The organism is Streptomyces yamdrokensis (assembly GCF_053890455.1).
Window position 1 is genome coordinate 1,588,516 of sequence record NZ_CM132679.1, and the last position, 15,995, is coordinate 1,604,510.

Annotated in this window: 14 protein-coding genes and 2 pseudogenes; 6 read left to right on the forward strand and 10 right to left on the reverse strand. The window is 70.5% G+C overall.

Annotation, left to right across the window (positions count from 1 at the left end):
- Positions 1 to 12: 12 nt before the first annotated feature.
- The 3 genes and pseudogenes from ACWZEH_RS06445 to ACWZEH_RS06455 form a co-directional block, all read right to left on the reverse strand.
- Positions 13 to 486, reverse strand: a pseudogene (locus ACWZEH_RS06445) (RNA-guided endonuclease InsQ/TnpB family protein); the annotation flags it as partial.
- 230 nt (positions 487 to 716) lie between these two features.
- Positions 717 to 1,328 (reverse strand): DNA-3-methyladenine glycosylase, encoded by a 612-nt coding sequence (locus ACWZEH_RS06450; protein ID WP_456196409.1) that lies wholly within the window; start codon positions 1,326 to 1,328, stop codon positions 717 to 719.
- A gap of 14 nt (positions 1,329 to 1,342) precedes the next feature.
- Positions 1,343 to 1,600: pseudogene (locus ACWZEH_RS06455) on the reverse strand (DNA-3-methyladenine glycosylase); the annotation flags it as partial.
- 162 nt (positions 1,601 to 1,762) lie between these two features.
- Between ACWZEH_RS06455 and ACWZEH_RS06460 the strand changes: the two are divergent.
- From ACWZEH_RS06460 to ACWZEH_RS06470, 3 genes are all read left to right on the forward strand, one after another.
- Positions 1,763 to 2,545 (forward strand): sporulation protein, encoded by a 783-nt coding sequence (locus tag ACWZEH_RS06460; RefSeq protein ID WP_456196411.1) that lies wholly within the window; start codon positions 1,763 to 1,765, stop codon positions 2,543 to 2,545.
- 44 nt (positions 2,546 to 2,589) lie between these two features.
- A complete protein-coding gene (locus ACWZEH_RS06465) occupies positions 2,590 to 3,129 on the forward strand; it encodes a YbhB/YbcL family Raf kinase inhibitor-like protein (protein WP_456196413.1) in 540 nt (179 codons plus the stop codon).
- Positions 3,130 to 3,329: 200 nt separating this feature from the next.
- Positions 3,330 to 3,836 carry an HNH endonuclease gene (locus tag ACWZEH_RS06470; protein ID WP_456196415.1) on the forward strand — a complete coding sequence of 169 codons (507 nt, stop codon included), beginning with the start codon at positions 3,330 to 3,332 and terminating at the stop codon, positions 3,834 to 3,836.
- Between the two features lie 115 nt (positions 3,837 to 3,951).
- Here ACWZEH_RS06470 and ACWZEH_RS06475 read toward each other — a convergent pair whose 3' ends face one another.
- From ACWZEH_RS06475 to ACWZEH_RS06485, 3 genes are all read right to left on the reverse strand, one after another.
- Positions 3,952 to 4,890, reverse strand: coding sequence for an SPFH domain-containing protein (locus ACWZEH_RS06475; protein ID WP_456196417.1), 939 nt, complete (start codon positions 4,888 to 4,890; stop codon positions 3,952 to 3,954).
- A 178-nt stretch (positions 4,891 to 5,068) separates the two neighbouring features.
- Complete coding sequence (locus ACWZEH_RS06480; protein ID WP_456196419.1) at positions 5,069 to 5,500, reverse strand: NfeD family protein; 432 nt, start codon at positions 5,498 to 5,500, stop codon at positions 5,069 to 5,071.
- Between the two features lie 189 nt (positions 5,501 to 5,689).
- A complete protein-coding gene (locus tag ACWZEH_RS06485; RefSeq protein ID WP_456196421.1) occupies positions 5,690 to 6,487 on the reverse strand; it encodes an ABC transporter ATP-binding protein in 798 nt (265 codons plus the stop codon).
- A gap of 151 nt (positions 6,488 to 6,638) precedes the next feature.
- Here ACWZEH_RS06485 and ACWZEH_RS06490 point away from each other — a divergent pair, with 151 nt between their 5' ends.
- Positions 6,639 to 7,427, forward strand: coding sequence for a hypothetical protein (locus ACWZEH_RS06490; protein WP_456196423.1), 789 nt, complete (start codon positions 6,639 to 6,641; stop codon positions 7,425 to 7,427).
- A gap of 90 nt (positions 7,428 to 7,517) precedes the next feature.
- On the opposite strand, the gene ACWZEH_RS06495 is transcribed toward ACWZEH_RS06490, so the two are convergent.
- The 3 genes from ACWZEH_RS06495 to ACWZEH_RS06505 all read right to left on the reverse strand — a co-directional run bounded on the left by ACWZEH_RS06495 (position 7,518) and on the right by ACWZEH_RS06505 (position 9,745).
- Positions 7,518 to 7,763, reverse strand: coding sequence for a chaplin (locus ACWZEH_RS06495; protein WP_042166525.1), 246 nt, complete (start codon positions 7,761 to 7,763; stop codon positions 7,518 to 7,520).
- A 166-nt stretch (positions 7,764 to 7,929) separates the two neighbouring features.
- On the reverse strand, positions 7,930 to 8,571 hold the full coding sequence (locus tag ACWZEH_RS06500) for a response regulator (RefSeq protein ID WP_456196425.1): 642 nt from the start codon (positions 8,569 to 8,571) through the stop codon (positions 7,930 to 7,932).
- The gene (locus ACWZEH_RS06505) at positions 8,564 to 9,745 is read right to left on the reverse strand and encodes a GAF domain-containing sensor histidine kinase (RefSeq protein ID WP_456196427.1); all 1,182 of its coding nucleotides are present in this window, start codon (positions 9,743 to 9,745) and stop codon (positions 8,564 to 8,566) included. The genes ACWZEH_RS06500 and ACWZEH_RS06505 overlap by 8 nt, the downstream gene beginning before the upstream one ends.
- Positions 9,746 to 10,208: 463 nt before the next feature.
- Here ACWZEH_RS06505 and ACWZEH_RS06510 point away from each other — a divergent pair, with 463 nt between their 5' ends.
- Positions 10,209 to 10,952: a transglycosylase SLT domain-containing protein gene (locus ACWZEH_RS06510; RefSeq protein ID WP_456196429.1), complete on the forward strand. Its 744-nt coding sequence runs from the start codon at positions 10,209 to 10,211 to the stop codon at positions 10,950 to 10,952.
- Positions 10,953 to 11,060: 108 nt separating this feature from the next.
- Here the strand turns inward: ACWZEH_RS06510 and ACWZEH_RS06515 are convergent, their stop codons facing one another.
- A complete protein-coding gene (locus ACWZEH_RS06515; RefSeq protein WP_456196431.1) occupies positions 11,061 to 13,586 on the reverse strand; it encodes an ABC transporter ATP-binding protein/permease in 2,526 nt (841 codons plus the stop codon).
- 241 nt (positions 13,587 to 13,827) lie between these two features.
- On the opposite strand from ACWZEH_RS06515, the gene ACWZEH_RS06520 reads away from it, so the two are divergent.
- Complete coding sequence (locus ACWZEH_RS06520; RefSeq protein ID WP_456196432.1) at positions 13,828 to 15,861, forward strand: streptophobe family protein; 2,034 nt, start codon at positions 13,828 to 13,830, stop codon at positions 15,859 to 15,861.
- The last annotated feature ends 134 nt before the right edge of the window (positions 15,862 to 15,995 follow it).

Below are 15,995 nucleotides of genomic sequence, written 5' to 3' on the forward strand. Positions count from 1 at the left end.
GTTGCTGTGCCGCTACGCGACACGGGGTTCGGTCGGGAATCCGTGGCTTCCTGTTTCCTCACGCTGTGCCGGGACTGCTCCTGGTCTCACCGGCACTCCGCAGGTCGATGCCGCCAGTCCGGCGGCCGTCTTCACGTTGATCGCGGCGTTGGTGTCCCGGTCGTGGACGGTGCCGCAGGCGGAGCAGGTCTGGGAGGTCGGCTCGAACCGGCCGATCTTGACAAGGGTGCGGCCGTACCGTGCTGCTTTGTACTCCAGCATGCTGATGAAAGATGACCACCCGGCGTCGTACACGGACTTGGCCGGCTTCGTGCGGGCCAGTCCTGCCACCGACAGGTCCTCCACGCCGATCCCTTGGTTCTCGGAGATCAGCTTCGCGGACAGCTGGTGGTGGAACTCGCGGCGGGCGTCGGTGACCTTGGCATGGGCACGGGCGACCTTCCCACGGGCCCTGGCACGGTTCTTGCTTCCCCAGGGAGCATGCGAACGTTTCCGCAGGCCGGATGCCATGCCGGTACACGCCAGACGTGCTCTGACTACACATCCCGCGTGTGCTCACCGGTCCTGGTGAAGTCGGCAGGGGACCGGTGCCGCCCTTGCCCTTCTGGAACACAGGAATGCGTCACGCGCCGCGCTCGCGAGCGATCACGCATCTTCTGGCCCAGAACAACTCCGCACCGGCTCCCCGGTGGGCCGTGAGTAAGGCGCACAGCGACTCAGGCACCGGCGGACGGCTTGGCTCTCGGGCTCAGTCGGTAGGCCGAGACGGTTGGATCACCGGCGAGGTAGAACCGGTGTTGCCAGTCGTGAGCCTTGCTCACACCCACCCGGGGACCGACCCGGATGAGTGCGGCGGATACTGGCTCGCCCTCGGACAGCGCGACCGAGGCACCTGTCAGTAGGTCTGTGCCGTTGTGCTCCGCCGTGATGCCGAGCGCTTGGCAGAAGTTCCCCGGACCTCGCGCGAGGCGTGGACTCTCGACCTTCGCCCCTCGCCGCTTGCGCGCCAGGTCTTCCCCTTCGATGACCCTGCCTGCCCGGATGAGGACGGCCGAGGCGATGCCGTCTGTTCCGGTGACGATGTTGGCGCACCAGTGGAGACCGTGAGACCGGTAGACGTACAGATGTCCTGCGGGCCCGAACATGACGGCGTTGCGGGGTGTCCTGCCCCGGTAGGCGTGGGAGGCCGGGTCGGCCGTACCGGAGTACGCCTCGGTCTCCGTGATGGTGATGCTCACGGTTCCCTCGGGGGTCTCGTGGGTGAGGATGGCACCGAGCAGCTTGGGGGCGACTTCTTCAGCGGAGTGCGCGAGATTCCCAACGTTCACGCTGACCGCCTTGACATGCCATAGGTGAAGTAGGCGTACACATGGCCGGGCGGACCGGACATCACGCCGTTGCGGGCGGTGCGGTCCCTATAGGCGCGGGAGCCCGGATCGTTGGGGCCGTCGTAGGCCTCGACCTCCGTCAGCCGGAGGGTGATCGGACCGTCCGGGGTGGTACGCACGACGAGCCGGCCGAGGAGGTCGGGGGCGGCCTCGAGGACGGGCCGGTCGAAGAACCGTCTGTGCAGGGGCGTACGGTCGGGGGTCGCGATCATGGCGTCCGAGAGTACTCCAGGCTGCAGCCGTCACGGGGTGGTCACAGGGCTCCGCGCTTGCGAGGGTGACGGACACGGAACCGGCCAAGGCCGGATCGCGTTGTTAGGGATCGAAGGTCCACATGTGGCAACGACGCGATAGAGAACGACAAGGGGAGAGACATGGCGTTCAAGAAGCTGCTCGCGAGCCTGGGAGCCGGCGGGGCTTCGGTCGAGACGGTGCTGCACGAGGACAACGTCGTTCCGGGTGGGGTCGTCCAGGGTGAGGTACGGATCCAGGGCGGGTCCGTGAACCAGCAGATCGAGGGGCTGTCGGTCGGGCTGCAGGCCAAGGTCGAGGTCGAGAGCGGCGACGAGGAGTACAAGCAGAACATCGAGTTCACCAAGTCATCGCTCGGTGGCGCCTTCGAGCTCGAGGCGGGCGCGGTGCACGCGGTGCCGTTCGGGCTGGAGATTCCCTGGGAGACGCCGATCACGATGATCGACGGGCAGTCGCTGCGCGGGATGAACATCGGTGTGACGACGGAGCTGGCGATCGCCCGGGCCGTGGACTCCGGTGACCTGGACCCGATCAATGTGCACCCGCTGCCGGCGCAGAAGGCGATCCTGGACGCGTTCATCCAGCTGGGCTTCCGGTTCAAGAGCGCGGACATGGAGCGCGGTCAGGTCCGGGGGACGCGTCAGCGGCTGCCGTTCTACCAGGAGATCGAGTTCTTCCCGCCGCAGCAGTATCGCGGGCTGCACCAGGTCGAGCTGACCTTCGTGGCCGACGAGCAGGCGATGGACGTCGTGCTGGAGATGGACAAGAAGCCCGGCCTGTTCAGTGAGGGCAGCGACACCTTCCGGTCCTTCATGGTGGGGCTGAACGACTACCAGGGCACCGACTGGATTGCCTACCTCAACCAGTGGCTGTCCGAGGTCGGCAGCAAGCGCAACTGGTTCTAGGCTCGGTTCCCACTGAACGCAAGCGATCGGCAGGAGGTACCGAGGTGACCGACCTCGAGCGGCGTCCGCTCCCCCATGACTTCCACCCGCCCGTACCGTCGTTCACGGTGACGAGCAAGGAGGTCGAGGAGGGCGCGACGCTCCAGGACGCCCAGGTGCAGGCAGGCGGCAACACCTCGCCGCAGTTGCACTGGGCCGGCTTCCCGTCGGAGACCAGGAGCTTCGCGGTGACCTGCTACGACCCGGACGCCCCGACGGGGAGCGGGTTCTGGCACTGGGTGGTTTTCGACATCCCGGTCTCGGTGACCGAACTGCCGACCGGTGCGGGCAGCGGCGGGTTCGAGGGGCTGCCCGAGGGCGCGATTCAGGCGCGCAACGACTACGGCACCAAGGACTTCGGCGGTGCGGCGCCGCCGCCCGGGGACGGACCGCACCGGTATGTGTTCACGGTGTACGCGGTGGATCGGGAGAAGCTCGGTCCTGACTCGGACGCGTCTCCCGCGGTCGTGGGATTCAACCTGCGATTCCACACGCTCGCGCGGGCCCAGCTGATCGGTGAGTACGAGGTGCCCGCCGGCTCCTGACCCGATCCCGGCGTTCACAAAACGTTTGCCCGCCCCCGGTCTTGGAATTGATCAGGGGCGGGCATTTTTGTTGCCGGGGGCGGGGGGGGGACACCTCCCGTTGAAGCAGCAGATATTGCGTTGTCCATCTCGGCGTGCCCGGCCAGAGTTGGTCCCAGTCCGCCGAAGGGTGGGCCGGTGCGCACGGGAGGTGGGCTGTTATGCGGGACACGCTGGTACTGAACGCGAGCTTCGAACCGTTGTCGACGGTGACGCTGAACCGGGCTGTCGTTCTGGTGCTTCAGGACAAGGCGGTCGTCGAGCAGGCCCACCCCGAACTGCGGATGCGTGGAGCCGCGGTCGACATACCGGTGCCACGGGTGATCAGGCTCTGCCAATACGTCAGGGTGCCGTTCCGAAGACGGGCGCCGTGGTCGAGGCGGGGTGTCCTGGTGCGCGACCGGCACCGGTGCGCGTACTGCGGTCGGCGGGCCACCACCGTGGACCATGTGGTGCCGCGGTCGCACGGCGGTCAGGACACCTGGCTGAACACGGTGGCCTCGTGCGCGGAGGACAACCACCGCAAGGCGAACCGGACTCCGGAGCAGGCGGGGATGCCGCTGCTGCGGCAGCCCTTCGAGCCGACGCCGACGGACGCGATGCTGCTGGCGCTGGGGCGGGAGGACCTCGACGCGCTGCCGGAGTGGCTGGTTCAGCCCGCGGCCTGAGCCGGCATCCCGGGCCCGCGGCCTGGAACCCTCCTCTCGTACGTGTACGGCGGGGCCCGCTTCCCGAGGGAAGCGGGCCCCGCCGTACGGCCCTTCACGTTCTGCCGGCCCCCGGTCAGTCGATGGAGGGCTTCTCCCGGCGCTCCGTGGCGGCGCCCGAGTTGCCGTTGCCGCCGCCGAGGCCACCGAAGTTGCCCATGGCGCCGGACAGGCCCTTGAGCGCGTCCCCGATCTCGCTGGGGACGATCCACAGCTTGTTGGCGTCGCCCTCGGCGATCTTCGGGAGCATCTGGAGGTACTGGTAGGAGAGCAGCTTCTGGTCGGGGTCGCCCGCGTGGATCGCCTCGAAGACCGTACGGACGGCCTGGGCCTCGCCCTCGGCCCTGAGGGCCGCTGCCTTGGCCTCGCCCTCGGCGCGCAGGATCTGGGACTGCTTCTCGCCCTCGGCACGCAGGATCTCGGACTGCCGGACACCTTCGGCCTGGAGGATCGCGGCGCGCTTGTCGCGGTCGGCGCGCATCTGCTTCTCCATCGAGTCCTGGATGGAGGTGGGCGGCTCGATCGCCTTGAGCTCGACGCGGTTGACGCGGATGCCCCACTTGCCGGTGGCTTCGTCGAGGACGCCGCGCAGGGCCGCGTTGATCTCCTCGCGGGAGGTCAGGGTGCGCTCGAGGTCCATGCCGCCGATGATGTTGCGCAGGGTGGTGACGGTGAGCTGTTCGATCGCCTGGATGTAGCTGGCGACCTCGTAGGTCGCGGCCCGCGCGTCGGTCACCTGGTAGTAGATGACGGTGTCGATGTTGACGACCAGGTTGTCCTGGGTGATCACCGGCTGGGGCGGGAACGGGACGACCTGTTCGCGCAGGTCGATCCGGTTGCGGATGGTGTCGATGAACGGGACGACGATGTTGAGGCCCGCGTTGAGTGTGCGTGTGTAGCGGCCGAAGCGCTCGACGATGGCGGCGCTCGCCTGTGGAATGACTTGGATCGTCTTGATCAGGGCGATGAAGACCAACACCACCAGGATGATCAGAACGATGATGACCGGTTCCATCGTCGGTTCCCCGTACCCTTCTTCGCCTCGGCGCCTTCGGAAGATCTTACGGCTGTTGAAGATCTTGCTGGTCGAGTCTGCCAGACCGTAGTACAACTCGCTGGCCGTTCGGTCCAGTTGTGGCCCTGTGGGAACACGTCGTACGAGGTCGTTCGCGCGGTTCGCGCGGTTCGCGCGGTCACATGACGATCGCCGTGGCTCCCTCGATCTCCACGACGTCCACTTCCTGGCCGACCTCATAGGCGTGGCCGGAGTCGAGGGCGCGTGCCGACCACACCTCGCCGGCCAGTTTGATCCGGCCGCCGGAGCCGTCGACCCGCTCCAGCACGACGGCCTGTTTGCCCTTCAGGGCGTCCACCCCGGTGGCGTGTTGGGAGCGGTCCGCGCGTTGTCGCTTCGCGATGGGCCGCACGACGGCGATGAGGGCGGTCGAGACGACGGCGAAGACCACTACCTGGGCCACGGCGCCGCCACCGAAGATTCCGGAGACCACCGCGGCGGCGATGGCGCCCACCGCGAGCATGCCGAGTTCGGGCATCGCGGTGATCACCAGCGCGATGCCGAGTACTGCCGCGCCGATCAGCCACCAGAGCCATGCGTCGATGTCCACATGGTCATGGTAGGACCGCGTACCCGGTCACCGACAGAGCGCCCGGGGTGTGAACGGGCTTTCTCGGCCCGGTTCTTGAATCGGACGTATCTCGACGCGTCCCGGGGCCCCCGGGACCTGTTCCCTGGTTCTTCGCCGATTCCCCCCGGGGCGGGGCGGGTTCGGGCCGCCGGCCTCGAGCCTCGGGCGTCAGGCCATCGGGAGGCCCTGTGCGGTCCAGCGGTCGCCGACCTGTTCCACGACCAGCGGGAGACCGAAGCAGAGGGAGAGGTTGCGGGAGGTGAGCTCGAGTTCCAGTGGGCCGGCGGCGAGGACCTTGCCCTGACGGGTCATCAGCACGTGGGTGAAGCCGGGGGCGATCTCCTCGACGTGGTGCGTGACCATGATCATGGAGGGGGCGATCGGATCACGGGCGAGGCGGCCGAGGCGGCGTACGAGGTCCTCGCGGCCGCCGAGGTCGAGGCCGGCGGCGGGCTCGTCGAGGAGCAGCAGCTCGGGGTCGGTCATCAGCGCGCGGGCGATGAGGGTGCGCTTGCGCTCGCCCTCGGAGAGGGTGCCGAACCTGCGGTCCACGAACTCGGACATGCCGAGACGGTCGAGGAAGGCACGGGCGCGCTGTTCGTCGATCTCCTCGTACTCCTCCTGCCAGCCGGCGGTCATGCCGTAGGCGGCGGTCAGTACGGTCTGCAGGACCGTCTGGCGCTTGGGAAGCTTGTCCGCCATGCCGTTTCCGGCGATACCGATGCGCGGGCGCAGTTCGAAGACGTCGGTGCCGGGGGCGCCGAGGGTCTCGCCGAGGACGGTGGCGGTGCCCGCGGTGGGGAACAGGTAACTGGAGGCGATGTTGAGGAGGGTGGTCTTGCCGGCGCCGTTGGGGCCGAGGATGACCCAGCGCTCGCCCTCCTTGACCGACCAGGAGACCTGGTCCACCAGAGCCCGGCCCTCGCGGACCACGGATACGTCCTGAAGCTCCAGAACATCGCTCATGAGCGCGTTGTCTCCCCTTGCAGTGTGGCCGGGTCCCGGCTGTGTCGTACACCTGTGGTCGGTCCGCCGCGCCCATGGGCGCGGCCCTTCATGAAATCTACGCCACCGGTCGGCCCGGACATCCCCTCGGTCCGGTCCTTAGGGTGGGGGCATGCTCTCGGAACCACGTTCAGGACGTCTCACCGCATGGGGAAATGCCCTTGTTGCCGGTCTTGTCTCGCCGGACGAGGCCGTGCTCGCCGTCGTCGGTGACGACGCGGTGCACCGGGTGGAGGGGGTGCCGGGCGAGTCCGTGCCGGTGGGCCTCACGCTGGCGCTGGGGCGGCTGCGGGCGCTCGGGGCGACCGGGCTGCGGATCGCGCTGCCCACGCCGGGACATCCGCTGGGGCTGAGCGGGCCGCCGGAGTTCAACGCGCGGGCGCTGGAGGCGGGGGAGGCGGTGGTGGGTCACGGGGCCGCCTTCGGGCTGGTGCCCCGGGTGCGGGAGGCCGGGCCCGGGGGTGACGTGCATGTGGAGGTCGTCTGGCACTGTCTGCCGGTGCGGGAGGCACCGCCCGCCGATGTGCCCTCGCTCGGCGAGGCGGAGCGGGAGCTGGCGGAGGCGCTGCGGGAGGCGACCGAGGTCCTGACGCGGCTGGACCTGGCCGGGTCGGGGCCGGTGGCCGAGGCGGCGATCGACGCCTACCGGGCGCGGGCGGAGGCGGGGCGTCAGGTGCTGGCGCCGGGGTATCCACCGCGGGCGGTGCGGGTGCTGGAGCTGGCGCAGCGGGTCGGGGCGCTGGTCACGCTGGCCCGTACGAACGGACACGGGGGCGCGGTGAGCGCATCGGAGATGGCGGCGCGGGGGGAGGCGCTGCGGCCGGTGGAGCGGACGGCCCGGCGGGCGCAGGTCGCGGCGTACAACTCCGTGGTGGAGGAACGGGAGCGGGGCGTGAGGTGAGTGCGGGTGGACCCGGTGGCCCCGGCCGCACCGACAGGCCTCCCGGGTGGGGCCGGGAGGCCGGGGTCGCCACCGGGTCGGTGACAGGCGTCAGCCGTTGACCGCCACGTTGCCGAAGGCGGGGTTCAGCAGACCGATCACGTTGACGCTGTTGCCGGAGACGTTGACCGGGACGTCGACCGGGACCTGGACGACATTGCCCGAGACCACGCCCGGGGAGCCCACGGCCTTGCCGTCGGCGTGCGCGCCGTCGGTGGCGGAGGCCATGCCCGTACCGGCGGCGAGCAGTCCGCCGGCCATCATCGTCACGGCCGCCGCCTTCTTCAGGTTCTTCACTTTCCGAGCCCTCCTCGCGGTCACCGCGGCAGGCGCCGCGGTACGTACGGAACAACGGCGGGGGCCGGAGAAGGATGCGCCATCCGGGACCATTCCCACGACAGTATGAATCTCAGACCGGAGGGGAACCATCCGCCCGGCCCCGAACGTCACGGCGCGTCGCACATCACGTGCTCAGCCCGTGGCGTACGGCCCACAGGGCGGCCTGGGTGCGGTCCGACAGGTCGAGTTTCATCAGGATGTTCGAGACGTGCGTCTTCACAGTCTTCTCGGACAGCACCAGGGCGCGGGCGATCTCCCGGTTGGAGCGGCCGTCCGCTATGAGGCCGAGCACCTCGCGCTCCCGCTCCGTGAGCGACCCTGCGCGGCCCTGGCCCGAGTGGGTCTCCTCCTGGGCCAGCAGGGCACCGGCGACCTCGGCCTGGAGGAGGACGTGCCCGGCGTGGACGGAGCGGATGGCGCCGGCGAGCGCGTCGGGGTCGATGTCCTTGTACACGTATCCGGCGGCGCCCGCACGCAGGGCCGGGACCACGGTGCGCTGCTCGGTGAAGCTGGTGACGATCAGCACGCGCGCGGGATGGTCCAGTTCGCGGAGCCGGCGCAGGGCGTCCACCCCGTCCATGCCCGGCATCTTGACGTCCATCAGGATCACGTCGGGCCGCAGCTCGTCGGCGCGGGCGACTCCTTCGGCGCCGTCCGCGGCCTCTCCGACGACCTCGATGTCGTCCTGCACCTCCAGAAAGGTGCGCAGGCCCCGGCGGACCACCTGGTGGTCGTCGACCAGCAGCACCCTGATCGCGTCAGCCACCGGGAACCTCCATCTCGATCGTGGTGCCCTTGCCGGGCGCCGATTCCACGGTCAGGCTGCCGCCGGCCCCGCTCGCCCGGTCACGCATCGAGACCAGGCCGAGATGGCGTCCAGCGCGGCGGATGATCCCCGGGTCGAAGCCCTTGCCGTCGTCGGCGACCCGCAGGACCGCGCCGCTGCCCCGGCGCTCCAGGACGACGTCCACGCGGCCGGCCTCCGCGTGCCGCAGCGCGTTGTGCAGTGCCTCCTGGGCCACGCGCAGCACCGCTTCCTCCTGGGCGGCCGGCAGGGCGCGCGCGCCGTGGCCGGTGAAGGTCACGCGCGCGCTCTGGGCGCGGTCGAGGACCTGGACCTGGGTGCGGAGGGTGGCGACGAGACCGTCCTCGTCGAGGGCGGCCGGGCGCAGCTCGACGACCGCGGCGCGCAGCTCTTCGGCGGCCTCGGCCGCCAGGGTGGCGACCTGCTGGAGTTCGCCCTTGGCCCGGGACGGGTCGCGGTCCACGAGGCGGGCGGCCGCCTGGGCGGTGAGCCGCAGGGAGAACAGTTTCTGGCTGACGGCGTCGTGGAGCTCGTGGGCGAGGCGGGAGCGTTCCTCGGCGATGGTCAGTTCGCGGCTGCGCTCGTAGAGCCGGGCGTTGGTGAGGGCGATCGCGGCGTGCTGGGCCAGGATGCCGAGTACCTCCTCGTCGTCCTGGGTGAATCCGCAGGTGCCCGTCGGCGCGGGACGGCCCGAGGCCTGTGCGGGGTCCTTCCCGACGGGCCTCAGCTTGTTGGCGAGGAAGAGGGCCCCGATGGCCTCGTCGCCGTCGCGGATGGGCAGGCCCAGGAAGTCGACCAGATCGGGGTGGGCGCTCGGCCAGCCCTCGAAGCGGGGGTCCCTGCGCACGTCGGCGAGGCGTTGGGGCGTCTCCTCGCGCAGCATCGCGGCGAGAATGCCGTGCTGGCGCGGGAGGGGGCCGATGGCCTTCCACTGCGCGTCGCTGACGCCGTCGACCACGAACTGGGCGAAGCCGCCGTGGTCGTCGGGGACGCCGAGCGCGGCGTACTGCGCGTCGAGCAGCTCGCGGGCCGAGGCGACGATCGTCTTGAGGACGTCGCGCACCTCGAGGTGCCTGCTCATGGCCAGCAGCGCGGTGCTCACCGCGGCGAGACCTGACGGGGGACCGTGGCTCATGTCCTCACGGTACCGGCGGGCTCCGGCGCCGCGGATCCGTCCGGCGACGGCGACGACCTGGGCCGGAGGTCGTAGGACCCCGGGCGTACCGGGAGCCGTCGTCGGCCGGTCGGGGTGCCGGCCGAAACCCCTCACAGAGTGACTTGCTCCAGCAACATTCAGTAAGGGAAAGGGGTGTCGGATGTGAGGCCGGGCATAGGACGCACATCACGTACGAACACGCATAGGAGATACATAGCGGACACCCATGCCGGGCGTATAGTCCGATTCGCCCGACATACGTACCCCTGATCCACTACCCGGCTTCGTACGTCACACCTTTGCCTCGCCATTTTGCGGCCGCTAAGAATGGCTCCCGTCGCTCAGCGCCGTGGGTTCTCCCCCTCGGCGTTCGTGCCGGAACAACCACTGTCCCCACCGGACGTTGAGCGACCTCCGCGCTATTCGAAGAGGTCCCCCACCCATGTCGAAGAACTTCCTCATCCGTGGGCACGCCCGTGCTCTGAACCGCCATCACAAGGTCGCCGTCGCCGGTGTCGCCGCCGTCGGCGCCGCGGCCATCGGGTTCTCGGCCACGCCGAGCGACGCGTCGACGACGACCACGAGCGAGGCGGCCTCCACCGCACGGATCGCCTACAGCACCGAGCCGATCAAGGACGTCAAGGGCACCGTCACCGACCAGCTGGCCGGCACCGGTGTGAAGACCGAGCTGATCGCCGCGAAGAAGCAGGCCGCCGCCGACGCGGCGGCCGAGAAGAAGGCCGACGCGGCCGACGCGAAGAAGAAGGCCGAGCGGGAGCGCGAGAGCGACCGGGCGGGCCGCTCCGGCGACCGCCGGTGGGACGGCCCGCGGAGCGACAGCGGCAAGCCCGCCCAGAAGCGCTACGCCGACAACCTCGACGGATGGATCCGCGAGTCCCTGGACATCATGAAGAAGCGTGGTATCCCGGGGTCGTACGAGGGCATCCACCGCAACATCATCCGGGAGTCCTCGGGCAACCCGAAGGCCATCAATCTCTGGGACATCAACGCCCAGAACGGCATCCCGTCCAAGGGGCTGCTGCAGGTGATCCCGCCGACGTTCTCGGCGTACCACGTCCCGGGCACGTCGAAGAACATCTACGACCCGGTCGCGAACATCACCGCCGCCTGCAACTACGCGGCGGACCGGTACGGCTCCATGGACAACGTCAACAGCGCGTACTGAGGTCGGCGCGGACCTCTTCTCGCGAACACGTACGCCGAAGGGCGGCACTCCCGTGGCGGGGGTGCCGCCCTTCGGCGTACGTACCTCACACGCGTACGGCCCCGGGCCTCACTTGCGCATGACCTCGGGCTCGTGGCGGCGCAGGAAGCGGGCCACGAAGAAGCCGCAGATCACACCGAGGGCGATGAGCGCGCCCATGTCCATGAACCAGGCCCCGGCCGTGTGCTCCCACAGCGGGTCGGTGTCGCCCGGCGTCTCCGGCGGGCTGATCCTGTTGAAGTCCAGCGTGGCGCCGGCGGCGGCGACCGCCCAGCGCGACGGCATCAGGAACGAGAACTGGTTGACGCCGACCGCGCCGTGCAGCGCGAACAGACAACCGGTGAACACGACCTGGATGATCGCGAACATCACCAGCAGCGGCATGGTCTTCTCGGCGGTCTTCACCAGCGCGGAGATGATCAGGCCGAACATCATCGAGGTGAAGCCGAGCGCCATGATCGGGATGGACAGCTCGAGCAGGGTGAAGCCTCCGAGGACCAGCCCCTCTTCGGGGATCTCCCGGCTGGAGAAACCGATGACGCCGACCATCAGGCCCTGCAGGACGGTGATCATGCCGAGCACGAACACCTTGGACATCAGATACGCCGAGCGGGACAGACCGGTCGCGCGTTCCCGCTCGTAGATGACCCGTTCCTTGATCAACTCACGTACGGAGTTCGCGGCGCCGGCGAAACAGGCGCCGACCGCGAGGATCAGCAGGACCGTGGTCGCCGTGCCGTTCGGGATGATCCGGCCGGCCGCGTTGGGCTCGTTCGGCAGCAGCCCCTTGTCGGCTTCGATGAGGAGGCTGACCGCACCGAGCACGGCCGGAAGGATCACCGTCAGGGCGAGGAAGCCCTTGTCGGAGACGATCACCGAGACGTAGCGGCGTACCAGCGTGACGAACTGCGACATCCAGCCCTGCGGCTTCGGCGGCCGCATGGCCTGCATCGCCGGGACCTGTACGGACTGCGGCGCGACCGCGTCGATGTCCGCGGCGTACATCTGGTAGTGCTGCGAGCCCTTCCAGCGGCCCGCCCAGTCGTAGTCGCGGTAGTTCTCGAAGGCGGAGAAGACGTCGGCCCAGGTGTCGTAGCCGAAAAAGTTCAGCGCCTCGTCCGGCGGGCCGAAGTAGGCGACGGAACCGCCGGGTGCCATCACCAGGAGCTTGTCGCAGATCGCCAGCTCCGCCACGGAGTGGGTGACGACGAGGACCGTGCGCCCGTCGTCGGCGAGTCCGCGCAGCAGCTGCATGACATCGCGGTCCATGCCCGGGTCGAGGCCCGAGGTCGGCTCGTCCAGGAAGATCAGCGACGGCTTGGTGAGCAGCTCCAGGGCCACCGAGACCCGCTTGCGCTGGCCGCCGGAGAGAGACGTGACCTTCTTGTCCTTGTGGATGTCCAGCTTCAGCTCGCGCAGCACCTCGTCGATGCGGGCGTCGCGCTCGGCGGCCGTGGTGTCGGCCGGGAAGCGGAGCTTGGCCGCGTACTTGAGGGCCTTCTTGACGGTCAGTTCCTTGTGCAGGATGTCGTCCTGCGGGACCAGACCGATGCGCTGGCGCAGCTCGGCGAACTGCTTGTAGAGGTTCCGGTTGTCGTAGAGGACCTCGCCCTGGTCGGCGGGCCGGTAGCCGGTGAGCGCCTTGAGCAGGGTCGACTTGCCGGAGCCGGACGGGCCGATGACCGCGACCAGCGACTTCTCGGGGACGCCGAAGGAGACGTCCTTGAGGATCTGCTTGCCGCCGTCGACCGTGACGGTCAGGTGCCGGGCGGAGAAGGAGACCTCACCGGTGTCGACGAACTCCTCGAGCCGGTCGCCGACGATCCGGAACGTCGAGTGGCCGACGCCCACGATGTCGGTCGGCCCGAGCAGCTGCGTGCCGCCCTTGGCGATCGGCATACCGTTGACGTAGGTCCCGTTGTGCGAGCCCAGGTCGCGGATCTCCATGCGGCCGTCGGGCGTCGAGTGGAACTCGGCGTGGTTGCGGGAGACCTGCAGGTCGGAGACGACCAGGTCGTTCTCCAGCGCACGGCCGATCCGCATCACGCGGCCGAGCGAGAACTGGTGGAACGTGGTCGGACTGCGGTCGCCGTACATCGGCGGCGCCCCCGCCGCGCCACCGGGACCCTGCTGCTGCGGGACGTGCGGGGCGGACTGCTGCGGCGCCTGCGGCTGCTGCCAGCCGCCCTGGGCCTGCGCCTGCCGCTGCCCCTGCTGGACCCAGCCCGGGGTCGCCCCCTGTACCCCCTGCGCGGCGTACGGCTGCTGCTGCGGCTGTGCCTGCGGCGAGGCGGCCGGGGCCGCGGCACCGGTCAGGGTCACGCGCGGCCCGTCGGTCGCGTTGCCCAGGTTCAGCGCCGTGTCGGAGCTGATCTCCAGATGGTGGATGCGCTGGCCCTGCGCGAACGTGCCGTTGGTGCTGCCATGGTCCTCGACGACCCAGTTGCGGCCGTTGAAGCTGATCGTGGCGTGACGCCAGGACACCCTGGCATCGTCCACCACGACATCCCCCTGCGGATCACGTCCCAGGGTGTACGACCTGGACGGATCGAGCGTCCAGGTCCGTCCGTTTGATTCCAGTACGAGTTCCGGCACTCCATGCCCCACTGAGTTGTCCCCCGAATTTCCCCCATCGCAGGGAGTCTAGGGATGTCGAACATCGGGGGGAACTATTTCAGGCCCGGCCCCCTGACCGAAAGCCGGGCCTTGCGAAGCGGGCGCCCGGATGCTGTCGGCGCCGCCGTTGACGGGGTTGAAACCGGGCCGGAAAGTGGTAATCCACGCGAGAGGGACGTGCGCGGCCACCTCGCCGCGGAGCGGATCGGGGGGGTCTGCCATGAGCGCTGCCACAGGCGTCGATACCACAGGGCGTGACCCGCGCGTGCCGTGGGTGGACGTCGTGATGTCCGCGGTCGCCGCGGTGAGCTGGGCGCTGATCGGGATGGCGGGGACGGCGGCGCTGGGACTGCGGCTGCTGGACGCGGACTCGGCGGGTTCGCTGGGGCCGATGACGGCAGCGGTGGTGGCGCTGGCGGCCGGCGGCTCGGTCACCCCGTCCGGCGACGTGTCGGTGTCCGGGCTGTCGGGCGCGGAGGTGGGCACGGCCGTCGAGGTCACACCGCTGGGGGTGAGTCTGGCCGGTGCGCTGCTGTTGTCGTACTTCTTCCTACGGTCCCTGCGGGCTGCGGGCGCCGTGGTGTCACCAGCCGAACTCGTCGCCCGCGCGGGCACAATCGTGGCGTTCTGCGTGGCGATGTCGGGCGGACTGGTGTGGGCGGGGCGCGACGTCGTGACGCTCGACGGGGGCGCGCTGGGGCCGGACGACCTGCCGGCCGGTGGTGGCGGGCTGGAGATTCCGGGGCCGGGCGACCTCGGGGACGTCGGGGGTCTGCTGCCGGACCGGATCGGCGGCCTTATCGAGGCGCAGGTGTCGGTCGGGTTCACCGTCGACACGGTGCCGACGCTGCTCGGCGGTCCGGGCTGGGCGGTCGGCGTCCTGGCCGTCGCGCTGCTGGCGTCCCGGCGAACTCCGCTGCCGCACGGCTGGGACGCCGTGCACCGTGTCGTACGGCCCGCCGTGTCCGCCCTGGTCGTGGTGGGGCTGGTGGCGGTGACCGCGGGGTTCGCCGCGGCGGGGTACGCGGCGATCGGCGACGACCACCCCCGGCGGATCGCGGGAGCCGCGCTGCTGGGTGCGCCGAACGGGGTGTGGCTCGGCGTCCCGATCGGGCTGTTCGTGCCTTGGGACGGGCGGGCGACGGGTGCGCTGCTCGGTGTTCTGCCGTACCCCGTGGACGACCTGCTGCGCACGGGTTCTGATCGGCCGCTCACACTGGCCCGGCTGGCCGAGCTCGACGGGCGGGTGTGGCTGCTGGGGGTGGCGGCCGCGGTGATGATGCTGCTGGCCGGCGTACTGGCCGCGGTGCGGACGCCGCCGGGGGTGGCGGCCGGTGCGGGTGCCGTACGGGGAGGGGGCGCGGCGGTCTTCGCCGGGCGGTGTGCCCTGCGGCTGGGGGGCGCGACGGCGTTGGCTCTGATGCTGCTCGTCCGGCTGACGGAGGTGTCGGCGAACGCCTCGCTGTCCGTGCTCGGCTTCGACGCGTTCGGCGCGGACATCGAGCTGCACGGGAACCTCGGCATGGCACTGCTCCTGGGGGCCGCCTGGGGTGCGGGCGCGGGTGCCGCGGGGGCACTGCTGGCATGGGTGGGCGGAGCGGTGGGACGGTGGGCGGCGCCACTGGCGCGGGCGGCGGCCTCGGCTCGGGAGGGTGCCCGCGCCGGGGAAGGCACGGGGGGCACGGGAGTCTCGGCGGGTGCGGGAAGCACGGAGGCCGTACGGGGCGCCGGGGCTGTCGGCCGTGCGGGGAGCGGGCCGTGGTCCGGGGCGGGAGCCGGGCCGTACGCGCCGGGGGTGCCGTATCGGCCACCGAACCCGGGCACCAATCCGTATCTGGTCGTGCCAAAGGAGCTGCGGGAGCCGCAGGACGCGCGCCCGGCAGGGGAAGGCCGGCAGCGGCCCGGCCTCCCCACGGCACTCGGTGACATACGGCCGCCCGGCAGGACGGCGGACGAGCCTCCCCGGGACGGCAGCATGCCGGGCGCACCGGACACGGGCGGGCCGAACGACGATGTCTCCGGCGCTCCCACCGTGATCCGTCCCGTCGAGCCGCCTCCGCGTGGCCGGCCCCGAGGCGGCCAGCCCGGGAGCGGCGGGACCGGGAGCGGCGGGACCGGGAGCGGCGGGACCGGGCGGGGTTCCGGGCACGGCTCCGGGCCGTCGGCCGGGAGGCGGCCGCCGTTGTGGCCGGACGAGGGGCCGCCTCCCCCGCCGCCTCCCCCGCCGCCGCGAAGGCCCGGCGGCGGGCGGTGAGGGAGGCGGGAAGGACCGCGAGAGAGGCGACCGCCCGGGAGCGTAAGGTCCGGGACACCTGGGCGACGCCGAGAGTTCGCTGTCCGCCAGACGGACCTCGGGCGCGCGGGGCACTGCGTGCCGGATACGGTGGG

Excerpts from the sequence above, each read along its gene's own strand:
- ACWZEH_RS06460 (WP_456196411.1), top strand. The coding sequence starts at position 1,763 with ATGGCGTTCAAGAAGCTGCTCGCGAGCCTGGGAGCCGGCGGGGCTTCG.
- ACWZEH_RS06470 (WP_456196415.1), top strand. The coding sequence starts at position 3,330 with ATGCGGGACACGCTGGTACTGAACGCGAGCTTCGAACCGTTGTCGACG.
- ACWZEH_RS06475 (WP_456196417.1), bottom strand. The coding sequence starts at position 4,890 with ATGGAACCGGTCATCATCGTTCTGATCATCCTGGTGGTGTTGGTCTTC.
- ACWZEH_RS06485 (WP_456196421.1), bottom strand. The coding sequence starts at position 6,487 with ATGAGCGATGTTCTGGAGCTTCAGGACGTATCCGTGGTCCGCGAGGGC.
- ACWZEH_RS06490 (WP_456196423.1), top strand. The coding sequence starts at position 6,639 with ATGCTCTCGGAACCACGTTCAGGACGTCTCACCGCATGGGGAAATGCC.
- ACWZEH_RS06505 (WP_456196427.1), bottom strand. The coding sequence starts at position 9,745 with ATGAGCCACGGTCCCCCGTCAGGTCTCGCCGCGGTGAGCACCGCGCTG.
- ACWZEH_RS06510 (WP_456196429.1), top strand. The coding sequence starts at position 10,209 with ATGTCGAAGAACTTCCTCATCCGTGGGCACGCCCGTGCTCTGAACCGC.
- ACWZEH_RS06520 (WP_456196432.1), top strand. The coding sequence starts at position 13,828 with ATGAGCGCTGCCACAGGCGTCGATACCACAGGGCGTGACCCGCGCGTG.